Origin of the sequence: Sphingobium sp. RSMS, assembly GCF_005406185.4 — a bacterium.
Taxonomy (GTDB): Bacteria; Pseudomonadota; Alphaproteobacteria; order Sphingomonadales; family Sphingomonadaceae; genus Sphingobium; species Sphingobium fuliginis.
Genome location: NZ_CM191258.1, coordinates 232,734 through 246,991, shown reverse-complemented (window position 1 = coordinate 246,991; position 14,258 = coordinate 232,734). Strand labels below are relative to the sequence as shown.

Here is a 14,258-nt window from a genome sequence, read left to right as displayed (position 1 = left end):
TAAGCCTGTCTGGTAGCGCTATCAGTGCGGCTTTGATAAACCCTGAGTTATTTTTGTCAAGCCCGGAAGCGTCTTTATTGGTAACGGTACAAGCGGACCTTCTGGATCTGGAAATTACCGGCGGGCAGCCGGATATGGCGCCCCTGATGGGTCTGGTCGCCGTTCAGCAATCGTCCGGCGATCCAGCGGCCCTGCGCGTCGAAATGCCCCTCCCAGGCGCTGTCGATCCCGGCGAGACCCGGTCCTGATCCGGCCGGGGCGAAGGTGACGGTGATGCCCTGCCCGGCGATCAGGTAATCCTCCGGCCCGGTCTGAATGACGATGCCGCCTGCGTTAACGGTATCAGGAGTGGCGACGGGTCTCTGGATGTCGGCAAAGGCGACGGTGAAACGGTAATTGCCGATCGTCTCCGTCACCGGCTCATAGACCAGCGTTTCGTCATAGAGCGATTTCGGCCGGAAAGCCGACATTCGGCCCAGACCCTGCGCGGCGAGGATAGGGGGGGCGAGCTGTTCCAGCAGGCCATAGGCCTCGCCCAGCGCCCCCGGCTTCTCGTCGATCGACTCGATGGAAAAGGGGCCGAAGCCGATCGCGTCCAGCTTGCCGATGGCGTAGAAGGCATTGCCGGGCACCTGCGGATGGTCGGCATTATTGGCTTCGGGGATGAACAGCGGATTGTCGGGCCGCTTGTAGATGTTCACGATGTCGACGAAGTTCGGGAAATAAATGTCGGGCGCCAGGAAATCGATGGCGGGCGCTCCCGCCTTCCACACGTCGATCAGGTGCGGCAGCGGTCCCCCGCTCGGATATTCGCCCGGCAGGCGACCGGGGCGGTTGAGCGCGACATTGACATACATGGGCATGGGATAGGCGCCCTTGCCCGCGCGGGTCAGGGCATCGGCAAAGCGCGCATAATGCCAGGCGGTGAAGATTTCCTCCGCCTGATGGCCGGGGCCGAACACTTCGGACCAGGTGCCGGCGGTCCTGTTTCCCTGCTCCTCCCACAGGCGCTTCATCTGCGGTACCAGCGTGTCGCGATGCTGCTGCAAATAGGTCATGAGTTCAGCGGGCACCGGCCCCCTGAAAGCGGCATCGGCGAGGGGACCATAGTCGCGGGCGACCGGCAGCATGCCGATCTCATTTTCCACCTGGGTCATCAGCACCGTATTCTGCCTGTCGTCCACGGCCCTGATATGCGCCATCAGCGCGGCAAAGGCCTTCTGGTCGGCCTCCAGCGTCGCGGGCGCCATGGCGGAAAGGATTTCGACGCCCTGCCCATTGGGAAGCTGCGCGCGGGGAAAGCGGCTCTGGTCGCGCTTCACCCAGGCGGGGACGTAGGTCGACATGCTGTTCTTCCACGCGCCGAACCAGAGGATGACCAGCTTCAGGTCATTCGCCCGCGCGTCACGGATCAGCGCGTCCACCGAGGAAAAGTCGAACCTGCCCTCCTCCGGCTCGATCAGTTCCCAGGACACAGGGGCCAGCACGGTGTTGAGGTGCATGGCCTTCAGCCGCTTCCAGTGCGGCGCCATATAGGCCGCGCTCGACGCGCTGCTGTTGCCCAGCTCGCCCGCGATCAGCAGCATCGGCTTGCCCTGCACGCTGAGTTGGGTGGCGCTGCCCTGCCTGACGAGCCGGGGCGGTTCGGCCTGCGCCGTGGCGGCCAGCGCGAAGGCGGTGAGCGCGGCGCCGATCCTGGCGAATTGCATCATATTTCCCCCTGTAAGGTGGCGAGCGCGGCCAGCGCGCCCTGCGTTTCGAGGATGGCGAGCCACCGGGCCAGCGCCACGCGGAAAGCCGCATTCGCCGCCAATGCGGGCGGAACCACGGAGTCGAGGCGCAGGATCGCGGCGACCCGCTCCTCCGGCGTGTCGGCATCCGCGAGCCGGGCGGCGATCGTGCCTGCCAGCGGGTCGTCGACGACATGCGCCTTGCCGAGATCGTCCCGTCCCGCCTGCCAACGCACCCATGCCGCGACGGCCAGGGACAGCGCCCCTATCCCCTGCCCCGCCGCCAGCCTCGCGGCGATGGGGGCAAGCAGGCGCTGGGGCAGCTTCTGCGATCCGTCCATGGCGATCTGCCGCGTGCGATGGCGCAGCGTCGGATTGTCGAAGCGGGCCATCAACGCGTCACGATAGGCGGCGATGTCGAGTTCCGGTGGCGGCGACAGCGTCGTCTGCGCCTCATCCCACAGCGCCTCGACAAAGGCGCGTGCCGGGGGAAGCGCCAGCACGTCATGCACATGGTCGATGCCCGCAAGGCCGCCCAGATAGGCGATGCCGCTGTGGGCTCCATTCAGCAGGCGCAGCTTCGCCTCCTCCCACGGGGCGACGGCCGCCGTCAGTTGCACCCCTGCCCCGAATTCGGGGCGCGGGCCGCAAAACCGATCTTCGATCACCCATTGGATGAAGGGTTCGGTCTTGACCATCGCCCGGTCTTCCGCGTCCAGCCGTGCGGCGAGCGCGGCGACATCCTCCGGCGTGGTGGCGGGCACGATGCGGTCGACCATCGTCTCCGGGAAGGCCGCTTCTTCCGCGATCCACTCCGCCAGCACGCGATCATGGCGGCGCGCCAGCGCCAGCACGGCATTGCGCAACCGCTGCCCATTATGCGGCAGATTGTCGCAGGAAATCGCCGTGAAGGGCGGCAGACCCTGCGCCTTCCGCATCGCCAGCGCCGCGACCAGATAGCCCGGCGCCGTCTGCGGCGCGGCGAGCGAGGCGAGATCGGCCGCCAGTTGCGGATCACCCTCGATCAGCGCGCCGGTAGCGGGGTCGAGCTTATAGCCCTTCTCGGTGATGGTCAGCGTCACGACATGGGTGTCGGGCGACGCCAGGGCGTCCAGCAGCGCCTGCGGCTCCTGCGGCGCGACGATGACCCGCTGGACCGCGCCGATGATCCGCGCCCGCCGGGATGCGCCGTCGCGCACCAGCATGGTGTAGAGGCCGTCCTGCGGCGCCATCTGGTCGCGCACCTGCGGCGAGCGCAGGGACGCGGCGACGATGCCCCAGCGCAGGTCGCCGGCATTCAGCACATCATCGAAGACCGCCGCCTGATGCGCGCGGTGGAAGGCGCCGATCCCCAGATGGACGACGCCGGCCTCGACCGCCGTGCGATCATAGGCAGGCCGGATCACATCGGCGGGCAGCGTATCGAGCGTCGCGGAGGATAGCCGCCTCACAGCTTATAGGCCTGCTTCACGAGGTCGTAGGACAAGGCGCGGGCCAGTTCGAAAGCCTCGTCTTCTTCCAGCCGGTGTTCGGCCACCAGCCGCGCCAGCCAGGCGCAGTCCATCCGGCGCGCCATGTCGTGCCGCGCGGGAATCGACAGGAAGGCGCGGGTGTCGTCGTTGAAGCCGACCGTGTTGTAGAAACCCGCCGTCTCGGTCGCGCGCTCGCGGAAGCGGCGCATTCCTTCCGGACTGTCATGGAACCACCAGGGCGGGCCCAGCTTCAGGGCGGGATAATGGCCCGCCAGCGGCGCGAGTTCGCGGGAATAGACATCCTCGTCAAGGGTGAAGAGGATCAGCGTCAGCCGCGGGTCATTGCCGTAGAGGTCGAGCAGGGGCTTGAGCGCCTGGACGAACTCTCCGGCCGCCGGAATGTCACCGCCCTTGTCCCTGCCGAAACGCGCCAGCACGGCTGCATTATGGCTGCGATGCACGCCGGGATGGAGCTGCATCACCATGCCGTCCTCGATCGACATGCGCGCCATTTCCACCAGCATATGGCCACGGAACAATTCGGCGTCGCGGTCACTGACGGGACCGGACATGACGCTGGCATAAAGCGCCTCGATCTCCGCCCTTCCGAGGTGCGCGGTGAAGGCGGTGGGGTGGCCATGATCGGTGGAGGTCGCCCCGGCGGCGCGGAAGTCTGCGCGACGCCTTTCATGGGCACGCAGATAGCCGGCGAAGCTGCCCGCATCCTCCCCCGCCATGGCGCAGAAGGCGCGGACATTGTCGGCAAAGCCGCGCACCGCCGGGTCCATCACCGGGTCCGGCCGATAGGCGGTGATCACCCTGCCGCCCCAGCCGGACGCCCGGATCGCCCGATGATGGTCGAGCGGGTCCAGCGGCCCTTCCGTGGTCGCGATGACCTCTATATCATAACGCTCGAACAGAGCGCGGGGACGGAAGCCGGGCGTCTTCAGCGCGGCGTCGATGATGTCGTAATAATGGTCGGCAGTCTCCGCCTCCAGCCGGACATCGATGCCGAAGGCTTCGGCGAAGACCCAATCGAGCCACATGCGGGACGGCGTGCCGCGGAACAGGCGATAATGGGCGGCGAACCTGTGCCAGATGGCGCGGGGATCGGTTTCCGTGGGGCTGCCATCCTTGGTCGGAACGCCCAGCTCCTCCAGCTTCACGCCCTGGCTCATCAGCATGCGGAACACATAGTGATCCGGCACGATCAGCAGTTCGGACGGGTTGGCGAAGGGATCGTCATAGGCGAACCAGCGCGGATCGGTATGCCCATGCGGGCTGACGATGGGCAGGTCCCTAACCGTGGCATGGAGCGCGCGGGCGATGTCGCGGGTGCGCGGTTCGGCAGGGAAAAGGCGGTCGGGGTGGAGCTTCAGCGGCTTCATGAACGGGATTCCGAAAGGGTGACGGGCGCGTAGCGCGGCACGATGAGGTGGACGACCAGCAGCGCGATCAGATAGGCGCAGGCCGCGACGATGAAGATCGGCTGGAAGCTGCCGACGCTTTCCAGGATCATGCCGGCGAACTTCGCCATCAGCATGCCGCCGATGGCGCCCGACAGCCCACCAAGACCGACGACCGATCCCGCCATCCAGCGGGGAAAGAGGTCGCCCGGCAGCGCATAGACATTGGCGGAAAATCCCTGGTGCCCGGCGCAGGCAAGGCCGATCAGCCCGACCGCGACCCACAGGCCCGGCGCCTGCGCGGCGAAGGCGATGGGCAGGGCGCAGAGCGCGGCGCAGAACATCGCGGTCTTGCGGGCGCGGTTGATGCTCATGCCCCGGCCCATCAGTCGCGACGACAGCCAGCCGCCCGTGACGGACCCCACGTCCGCCAGCAGATAGACGGCGATCAGCGGCGGACCGAAGTCCAGCATCTTGACGCCATATTGCTTGTTGAAGAAGTCCGGCAGCCAGAAGAGGAAGGTCCACCACACCGGATCGATCAGGAAACGCGCGGCGATATAGGCCCAGGTCTGGCGATGGCGGAACAGGGCGCGCCATTTGACCGGGCGCTGCGGCTCCTGCGGGTCGGCTTCGATCCAGGCGAGTTCTTCCTGCGAGAGGGTCTTCTTCTCCCGCGGGCGGCGATAGAAGCCGATCCATGCCGCCAGCCAGACCACCGTCAGCAGGCCGGTCAGGATGAAGGCCCAGCGCCAGCCCATGGTGACGGCGATGACGGGCACGATCAGCGGCGTCAGGATCGCGCCGACATTGGACCCGGCATTGAAGATGCCGATGGCGAAGGCGCGCTCCTTCCTGGGGAACCACTCATTGGTCGCGGCGATGGCGGCGGGGAAGGTTCCCGCTTCCCCGATGGCGAGCGGAATGCGCGCAAGCAGCATCCCCGCCGTCGAGGTGAAGAAGATGTGCATGACGTGGCCGGCGGTCCACAATCCCACCGCCAGCGCATAGCCCGCCCGCGCCCCGATCCGGTCGATCAGCCGCCCGAAGAAGACATAGGCGATGCCGTAGCCCGCCTGGAACCAGATGGCGAGGTCGGCATAGCCGCTCTCGCTCCAGCCGTAGCGGGCCTGGAGATCGGGCTTGAGCGTCGGCAGGACCAGCCGGTCGACATAGCTCAGCACCACCGCCGCGAACAGCAGGGCGCAGACGATCCAGCGGACCTTGCCGGAGGGTTTGGGGATGGATCGGGTCATGGTCGGTCCCTATGATCCGTCATCCCCGCGCAGGCGGCGATCCGGTTCACGCCCCATATCCAGCCGCAAAGCCGGGAGATGGATACCCGCCCGCGCGGGGATGACGGAGAAGAAGGGGCAGGCACGGATCACCAACTGAACATCGTGCCGTCTTCCAGCCGGTTCACCGGCAGGAAGGCGCGCTTATATTCATATCCGGCGGCCAGTTGCTCGTCGATGTCGACGCCCAGGCCCGGCGCCTCGCCCGGATGCATCATGCCGTCGGAGAAAGTGTAGGCATGGGGGAAGACCGCGTCGGTCTCGGGCGTGTGCCGCATATATTCCTGAATGCCGAAATTGGGCACGCTAAGGTCGAAATGCAGCGCGGCGGCCATGCAGACCGGCGACAGGTCGGTCGCGCCATGGCAGCCTGTGCGGACCTGATAGAGATCGGCCAGCGCGGCGATCCGGCGCAGATGGGTGATCCCGCCCGCATGCACCACGGTCGCGCGGATATAATCGATAAGCTGGTTCTGGATCAGGTCCTTCGCGTCCCAGATCGAATTGAAGATCTCCCCCACCGCCAGCGGCGCGGTGGTGTGCTGGCGGATCAGCCGGAACGCCTCCTGGTTTTCCGCCGGCGTCGCATCCTCCAGCCAGAAGGGGCGATATGGCTCCAGGTCCCGGCCCAGACGTCCGGCCTCTATGGGGGTCAGGCGGTGATGGATGTCGTGCAGCAGATGCACGTCCCAGCCCAGCGCTTCGCGGGCGGCCTTGAAGAGTTCGGGAACGACGCGAAGATATTTGGACGTGTTCCAGACATTTTCGGTCGGCAGGTCGGCGTCGGCGGGTTCGTAGAAATATTTGTCCTTCGACACGCCATAGGTCGACGCCATGCCCGGCACGCCGCATTGCAGGCGGATCGCCTTGTAGCCCTGCGCCCGATATTCCAGCGCGGCGTTGATCGTATCCTCTATGGTCGTGCCATTGGCGTGGCCATAGACCATCACCCCCTCCCGGCTGGCCCCGCCCAGGAGCTGATAGACGGGCAGGCCCGCAATCTTGCCCTTGATGTCCCACAGCGCCATGTCGACCGCGGCAATGGCGGTCATGGTGACGGGACCGCGCCGCCAATAGGCGCCCTTGTAGAGATATTGCCAGATGTCCTCGATCCGGTGCGCGTCCCGCCCGATCAGACAGGGAACGACATGGTCGGCCAGATAGCTCCCCACCGCCAGTTCGCGGCCGTTGAGCGTCGCGTCGCCCACGCCATGGACGCCCTCATCGGTGATGATCTTGAGCGTGACGAAATTGCGGCCGGGGCAGGTGACGATGACCTTGGCATCGATGATCTTGGGCATTGGATGATCCTGTTCAGATGATTTCGAGCGTGGTTTTCTGGAGATTTTCACTGTCCGGCCCGGTCATGACGTCGAACAGGCCGGGTTCGACCACTTCCTCCATGTCGAGATTCCAGAGCGCGAAGGCGGCGGGGCCCAGCGTCATGCGCACGGCGCGGCTCTCGCCGGGGGCCAGCGTTATGCGTTCGAAGCCCTTCAGTTCCCTGATCGGCCGGGTGACGCTGGCGGTCTGGTCGCGGACGTAAAGCTGCACGACCGCATCCCCTGCCCTCTGCCCGGCATTGCGGACGTCGACCTCCACCGTCACCTCGCCGCCCGTGCCGATGCGCGGCGACGACAGGCGGGGCGGCCCGAATTCGAAACGGGTGTAGCTGAGGCCGAAGCCGAAGGGGAAGAGCGGCGAAATATCCTCGAACACATAGCCGCGCCGGGCCGATGGCTTGCGGTTGTAGAAGATCGGTATCTGCCCCGCGTCGCGCGCCACCGTGACGGGCAGCTTCGCGCCGGGATTGACGTCCCCGAACAGGATGTCGGCCATGGCGGTGCCGCCCTCCTGCCCCGGATACCAGCACTCCAGCAGCGCATTGGCGCCATCCGCGACCATGGGATAGCTGGGCGGGCGGCCGTTGATGGCGCACACCACCACCGGCTTGCCGGTCGCCTTCAGCGCGGCGAACAGGTCGTTCTGCTCGCCCAGCAGGTCCAGGCTCGTGCGGTCGCCCAGATGGTTCTTCGCAAAGCCTTCCCGGCTGGTCTGTTCCGTGTCGCCGATGGCGAGCAGGACGATGTCCGCCGTCTTCGCGACCTCGACCGCCTGCGCGATCAGGGCGCGGTTCTCCGCCGGATCGGCCAGCAGCACCTCGTCCGCAGAGCGATCCTCGCTCCGCGTGATGAAGACGCCCTGGGCGTGGACGACCTCCGCCTTGCCCTTGAGCTTCGCCTGCACGCCCTCCAGCAGGGAGACGGTCTGGCGCGGTACGCTGCTATAACCGCCCAGTCGCGCAATGGCGGCATTGGGACCGATCACCGCAACCCGCCGGTGCGCGCCGGGCGTGAGCGGCAGCGTGCCGTCATTGCCGAGCAGCACGATGGAGCGATGCGCCGCCTTCAGCGCCAGCGCGCGCGCCTCCGCATTGCCGGTCAGCCGCTCATGATCCTTGCGCGGCCAGGGATTTTCGAACAGGCCCGCGCGGAACTTGAGCGTCAGCATCCGGGTGCAGGCCAGATCGACCGCCTCCAGCGGCACCTTGCCCGCGCGGACCTGTTCGACGAGCGTCCGATAGGTCTGGCCATCGGGCAGCTCGCAATCGACGCCCGCCCGCAGCGCGGCGCGCGCCGCCGCCTCCGGGTCGGGCTGGACATGGTGGATGCTGTCCAGTTCGTGGACCGCGCCATAGTCGCTGACCACGGCGCCGTCGAAACGCCATTCCCCGCGCAATATGTCGTTCAGCAGCCAGCGGTTCTGGTGCGAAGGCACGCCGTCTATCTCGTTATAGGACGGCATGACGGCGGCGATGCCGGTGCGCTTCACCACCTCCCGGAAGGGTGGAAAGAAATTCTCGCGCAGTTCCCGTTCGGAGATCGGCGCGGGCGCGATATTCTCGCCGCTCTGGGGTTGGCCGTGGCCGGTCATGTGCTTGAGCGTCGCCATGACCTTGTCCGGGCCGATCCGGCTGCTCTCGCCCTGAAGGCCGCGCACGGCGGCCACGCCCATCTCGGCGCAGAGATAGGGGTCTTCGCCGAAGGTCTCCTCGATCCGGCCCCAGCGCTGGTCGCGGGCAATGTCGACCACCGGCGACAGCGCCAGATGGACGCCGCGCGCCCGCACCTCGCGAGCGATGACCGACTGGACATCCTCCATCAACTGGCGGTCGAAACTGCCCGCGAGCCCGATCGCCATGGGGAACATGGTCGCCTCTGTCGCCATGAGCCCGTGCAGCGCCTCCTCATGGAACAGCACCGGAATGCCGAGCCGCGTCTCCTCCGTCGCCCATTTCTGGACGGCGGTGATGAAGGCGACGGTATCGGCGGGCGTCCGCCAGCGCGCGCCCACGCCGCCCGCCTGGGTCGATCCGTTCGGCGCGCCGCGGCGGTCGGACGGGCGGGTGATCTGGCCGAAGCCGTCGGGATAGGCCTTGCTCGCCTTGGCGGGAGAGAAGGTCAGATCGTCCATGATGTCGGCCTTGGTCGCCCAGAGCGCGATGATCTGGCCAACCTTTTCCTCCAGCGTCATGCGCGCCAGCAGGTCCCTGACGCGCAGGTCGATGGGGGCGGAAGCATCCTTGTAGAGCGGCCCGCCCCTCCCCTTCGCGGCGGCGGGCGCGGCGGCGAGCAGCGAGGTCGAAGCGAGCAGGCCCAGCGCCTGCCGGCGCGCGAAACCGTTCATGGCACCACCGTCAGCGTTGCCGATTTGAGCGCGACCGAACTGTTGCCGGTCATGATCTCGAAATCGCCCGGCTCGACCACGCGGTCCATATGATCGTTCCACATCCGCAGCGCTTCCGGCCCGACCGTGAAGGTCACTGTGCGAACCTCGCCGGGCTTCAGCGTCACGCGCTGAAATCCCTTCAGTTCCTTGATCGGCCGGGTGACGGAACTGACCTTGTCCCGCACATATAATTGGACGACCTCGTCGCCCTCGCGCTGGCCGCCATTGCGCACGTCGACCGACACGCTGGCCGTGCCGCCGACGCCGATCTTCGCGGCCGACAGTCGCGGCGCGGACAGGTCGAAGCTCGTATAGCTGAGGCCGAAACCGAAGGGGTAGAGCGGATCGGTCGTATCGAAAAGATAGCCGCGCCGCGCGCTGGGCTTCGCATTGTAGAACATCGGCAATTGTCCCGCCGAGCGCGGAATGGTCACCGGCAGTTTGCCGCCCGGATTGACGTCCCCGAACAGCACGTCCGCCACGGCATGGCCGCCCTGCTCGCCCAGATACCAGCCCTCCAGAATGGCGTCCGCCTGTTCCGAAACCTTGACGGTGGAGGCAGGGCGGCCGTTGATGAGCACCACGGCGATCGGCTTGCCCAGCGCCTTCAGCGCGTCGAACAGGTCCTGCTGCTCCCCCACCAGATCAAGGCTGGGCCGGTCGCCCAGATGATTGTCGGCCCAGCCTTCGCGGCTCGACTGTTCCGTGTCGCCCAGCGTCAGGACGATGCGATCGGCATGACGGGCCGCCTCGACCGCCTGCGCGATCAGGCGGCGGTTTTCGGCGGGATCGGACCGGACGACCTTGTCGGCCCACCAATCGTCATTCTCCGTGATCCTGACGCCTTGCGCGAAGACGATCTTCGCCCGGGTTCCGACTTTGGCCCTGATGCCTTCGAGGATCGAGACGCTATGCGGCGGCTGGCCATAATAGCCGCCCAGCCGCGCCACGGCGGCGCTGGGGCCGATGACGGCGATGCTGCCCTCCGGCTTCAGCGGCAGCATGCCGTCATTCTTGAGCAGGGTGATGGAGCGCTGCGCCGCCTTGAGCGCCAATGCGCGGGCCTGCGTATTATTGGTGATTTTCTCCGACGCCGCCGCATCGGCATAGGGATTTTCGAACAGGCCGGCGCGGAATTTCAGTTCCAGCATGCGCCGCACGGCGCGGTCGACCAGCGCCTCGCTGATCTTGCCCTCGCGCACCTGCCGGCCGAGCGTCGCATAGGAGAGGCCATCGGGCAGGTCCGCATCCACGCCCGCATCCAGTGCGCGCCCCGCCGCCTGTTCCAGATCGCCGGCAATATGGTGGATGCTCATCAACTGGTCGATCGCCGAATAGTCGCTGACCACCGCGCCCTTGAAGCCCCATTCGCCGCGCAGCACATCGCGCAGCAGCCAGCGATTGGCGTGGGAGGGCACGCCGTCGATTTCATTATAGCTGGCCATCACCGCCTCGATCCCGGTGCGTTTCACCACCTGTTCGAAGGGCGGAAAGAAATTCTCGCGCAGTTCGCGTTCGGAAACCGGCGCAGGGCCGACATTGGTGCCGCTTTCGGGCTGGCCATGGCCGGTCAGATGCTTGAGCGTCGCGAACACCTTGCCCGGCGGCAGCAGGCGCGAACGTCCCTTGCCCTGCAGCCCCTCGACAGCGGCCACCCCCATTTCTCCGACCAGATAGGGGTCTTCGCCATAGGTTTCCTCGATCCGGCCCCAGCGTGGATCGCGGGCGATGTCGACCACGGGGGAAAGGACGAGGCTGACGCCGCGCGAGCGGATTTCGCGGGCGATGACGGCATTCACCTCGCGCAGCATGTCAGGGTCCCAGGATGAGGCCAGGGCAATCGACTGCGGAAAGCTGGTAGCGCCAACAGCCGCATAGCCGTGCAGTCCTTCCTCATGGAACAGGATCGGAATGCCCAGCCGCGTCCGCGTCGTCGCCCAGCGTTGCAGCGCATTGACCAGCGCCACTGTCTGGCGCGGATTTCGGCCGGGAACTTCGCGGGGGGAAAAGGCCCCCTTGGCATCGGACGGGCGGGTGAACTGCCCCATGCCATGGGGAAAGATCTGCGCCAGTTTCGATGGGTCGAGCTGCAACCTCTCATCGAAAATCTTGACCTTGTCGGTCCACACCGCCGTGATCTGGGCGATTTTCTCCTCCAGCGTCATGCGGGAGAGCAGATCGTCGACCCGCGATTCGATGGGGGCGGAAGCATCCTTGTACAGCGGACGCGCGCCCGTCGACGCAGGCGTCGCCAGAACGGGGACGGCGGGCGTCGCGACCGTCAGCGTCAGCAGCGAAACCGCGCCCAACAGCTTGCGGAACCGGATCACGAAACAGCCTCTCCCCTTTTTTGCGGCGGCTTCCAGCTTTTTGCTTGCCGCATCCCAACTGATAGCGTTAACATTGCTCAGACAAGAGCGGCCTGTCAATGCCCTTCGATCCGAAGCGTCGGTTCGGGCGAAGACGGGAAGGAGAGGAAAGGGGATCTATGTTCGCGCGTCTGTTCTGTTGGACCGTCGCCACCGCCGTGATGACGGCGCCCGCCATGGCGGAGGACGGCTATGATCTGTGGCTGCGGCACGAAAAGGTGCAGGATGGCGGCAATCTGGCGCGGCACGCCACGGCGGTCGTTGCGCCGGGCCGCGGTGCGACTGCGCTGGCCGCCCGCGATGAACTGATGCGCGGCCTTGCGGGCGCGAATGGCGCGGCGCCGGCGCTGGCTGACAAGCCCATGAATGGCGCGATCTGGCTGGCGACCCCGGCTTCCGCCCCCGATCTGCCGGTGAAGCTCGATGGGCTGGGCGAAGAGGGCTATGCCATTCGCTCGGTCACGCTGGACGGCCAGACCGTGACGGTGATCGCGGCCAATGGCGATGCCGGACTTCTTTATGGCGCCTATGCCTATTTGCGGCTGGCGGAAACGGGCGCCCCGCTGGACCGGCTCGACATTCGCAGCGCCCCGCGCATGAAGCTGCGCTTGCTCAACCATTGGGACAATCTGGATGGCACGGTGGAGCGCGGCTATGCCGGGCAATCCATCTGGGACTGGTGGCGCCTGCCCGACTGGAAGGGGCCGCGATACGCCGACTATGCCCGCGCCAATGCCTCCATCGGCATCAACGGCACGGTCCTCAACAATGTGAACGCCAGGTCCGACAGCCTGACCGCGCCCTATATCGCCAAGGCGGCGGCGCTGGCGGACGTGTTCCGGCCCTATGGCATCAAGGTCTATCTGTCGGTGAAATGGACCGCGCCGATGGAGCTGTCCGGCCTCGGGACCGCCGATCCGCTCGACCCGGCAGTCGCCGCCTGGTGGAAGGCGAAGGCCGACGAGATCTACAGGGCCATTCCCGATTTCGGCGGCTTCCTGGTGAAGGCGAACAGCGAAGGGCAGCCGGGGCCGCAGGATTACAAGCGCACCCATGCCGATGGCGCCAACATGCTGGCCGCGGCCGTGAAGCCGCATGGCGGCATCGTGATGTGGCGCGCCTTCGTCTATGCGCATGACAATCCGGACGACCGCGCCAAGCAGGCCTATAACGACTTCAAGCCGCTGGACGGCCAGTTCGCGGACAATGTGCTGGTGCAGGTGAAGAACGGCGCGATCGACTTTCAGCCGCGAGAGCCTTTCCATCCTCTGTTCGGCGCCATGCCCCGGACGCCGCTGATGATGGAATTCCAGATCACCAAGGAATATCTGGGCCAGTCGACCCACCTCACCTATCTCGGCCCCTTGTTCGAGGAGACGCTGAAAAGCGACACCTTCGCCCGCGGCAAGGGGTCGACCGTGGCCAGGGTGATCGACGGGTCGCTGGAGGGCCACAGGCTGACCGGTATTGCCGGCGTCGCCAATATCGGCGCCGACCGCGACTGGAGCGGATCGATCTTCAACCAGGCGGACTGGTACGCCTTCGGCCGCCTTGCCTGGGACCCGAATCTGTCGGCGGAGGCGATCGCACGCGAATGGGCGGCGCAGACTTTCTCGACGGATGCGAAGGTGGTCGATCCGGTGGTCGCCATGATGATGGGATCCCGGGAGGCGGCGGTCGACTATATGACCCCGCTCGGCCTGTCCCATGTCATGGGCACCGGCCATCATTACGGCCCGGCTCCCTGGATTTCAGAGCTTGCCCGGCCCGAATGGAACCCGGTCTATTATCACAAGGCGGACGCGCAGGGGATCGGCTTCGACCGGACGAGGACCGGCAGCAACGCCATCGCCCAATATGCCCCGCCGGTCGCCAGGATGCTCGCCAACCCGAAGACGACGCCGGAACGCGACCTCCTCTGGTTCCACCATGTCGGCTGGGATGCGAAGCTGAAATCGGGCGAAACCCTGTGGAAAGGCCTCATCCGACATTATGACGCGGGGGTCGCCTATGTCGCGGCCATGCGCAGGAAGTGGGACAGCCTGCGTCCCTATGTCGATGCGGAACGCTTCGCCCAGACGCAGTCCTTCCTCGGCATCCAGCATCGCGAGGCGAAATGGTGGCGCGATGCCAGCATCGCCTATTTCCAGACGCTGTCCAAACGCCCGCTGCCGGCGGGCACGGCACCGCCGGAACATGATCTGAACTGGTACAAATCGCTCGCTTTCCCCTATGCGCCGGGCAATCCATGACTGGC

The 14,258-nt window shown here is 66.4% G+C and carries 8 protein-coding genes; 1 reads left to right on the top strand and 7 read right to left on the bottom strand.

The annotated features are described in order from the left end of the window. Nucleotides 1-74: 74 nt before the first annotated feature. The 7 genes from EGM87_RS19335 to EGM87_RS19305 all read right to left on the bottom strand — a co-directional run bounded on the left by EGM87_RS19335 (nucleotide 75) and on the right by EGM87_RS19305 (nucleotide 11,962). The gene (locus EGM87_RS19335; RefSeq protein WP_137709064.1) at nucleotides 75-1,712 is read right to left on the bottom strand and encodes a GH35 family beta-galactosidase; all 1,638 of its coding nucleotides are present in this window, start codon (nucleotides 1,710-1,712) and stop codon (nucleotides 75-77) included. Beyond that, nucleotides 1,709-3,181: a mannitol dehydrogenase family protein gene (locus EGM87_RS19330; RefSeq protein ID WP_137709065.1), complete on the bottom strand. Its 1,473-nt coding sequence runs from the start codon at nucleotides 3,179-3,181 to the stop codon at nucleotides 1,709-1,711. Before EGM87_RS19330 ends, EGM87_RS19335 begins: the two co-directional genes overlap by 4 nt. Next, a complete protein-coding gene (gene uxaC / locus EGM87_RS19325) occupies nucleotides 3,178-4,590 on the bottom strand; it encodes a glucuronate isomerase (protein ID WP_137709066.1) in 1,413 nt (470 codons plus the stop codon). The genes EGM87_RS19330 and uxaC overlap by 4 nt, the downstream gene beginning before the upstream one ends. After that, a complete protein-coding gene (locus EGM87_RS19320) occupies nucleotides 4,587-5,864 on the bottom strand; it encodes an MFS transporter (RefSeq protein WP_061933944.1) in 1,278 nt (425 codons plus the stop codon). The genes uxaC and EGM87_RS19320 overlap by 4 nt, the downstream gene beginning before the upstream one ends. Nucleotides 5,865-5,992: 128 nt before the next feature. Continuing rightward, on the bottom strand, nucleotides 5,993-7,204 hold the full coding sequence (manD, locus tag EGM87_RS19315; protein ID WP_025546910.1) for a D-mannonate dehydratase ManD: 1,212 nt from the start codon (nucleotides 7,202-7,204) through the stop codon (nucleotides 5,993-5,995). A 13-nt stretch (nucleotides 7,205-7,217) separates the two neighbouring features. Beyond that, complete coding sequence (locus EGM87_RS19310) at nucleotides 7,218-9,590, bottom strand: glycoside hydrolase family 3 N-terminal domain-containing protein (RefSeq protein WP_137709067.1); 2,373 nt, start codon at nucleotides 9,588-9,590, stop codon at nucleotides 7,218-7,220. Then, complete coding sequence (locus tag EGM87_RS19305; RefSeq protein WP_137709068.1) at nucleotides 9,587-11,962, bottom strand: glycoside hydrolase family 3 N-terminal domain-containing protein; 2,376 nt, start codon at nucleotides 11,960-11,962, stop codon at nucleotides 9,587-9,589. Before EGM87_RS19305 ends, EGM87_RS19310 begins: the two co-directional genes overlap by 4 nt. 158 nt (nucleotides 11,963-12,120) lie before the next feature. Here EGM87_RS19305 and EGM87_RS19300 point away from each other — a divergent pair, with 158 nt between their 5' ends. Beyond that, nucleotides 12,121-14,253, top strand: a complete 2,133-nt coding sequence (locus tag EGM87_RS19300) for an alpha-glucuronidase family glycosyl hydrolase (RefSeq protein ID WP_137709069.1) — start codon at nucleotides 12,121-12,123, stop codon at nucleotides 14,251-14,253. The last annotated feature ends 5 nt before the right edge of the window (nucleotides 14,254-14,258 follow it).

Bases quoted from the DNA above. Each gene is read 5' to 3' on its own strand.
- EGM87_RS19335 (WP_137709064.1), bottom strand. From the start codon at position 1,712: ATGATGCAATTCGCCAGGATCGGCGCCGCGCTCACCGCCTTCGCGCTG.
- uxaC (WP_137709066.1), bottom strand. From the start codon at position 4,590: ATGAAGCCGCTGAAGCTCCACCCCGACCGCCTTTTCCCTGCCGAACCG.
- EGM87_RS19320 (WP_061933944.1), bottom strand. From the start codon at position 5,864: ATGACCCGATCCATCCCCAAACCCTCCGGCAAGGTCCGCTGGATCGTC.
- manD (WP_025546910.1), bottom strand. From the start codon at position 7,204: ATGCCCAAGATCATCGATGCCAAGGTCATCGTCACCTGCCCCGGCCGC.
- EGM87_RS19310 (WP_137709067.1), bottom strand. From the start codon at position 9,590: ATGAACGGTTTCGCGCGCCGGCAGGCGCTGGGCCTGCTCGCTTCGACC.
- EGM87_RS19300 (WP_137709069.1), top strand. From the start codon at position 12,121: ATGTTCGCGCGTCTGTTCTGTTGGACCGTCGCCACCGCCGTGATGACG.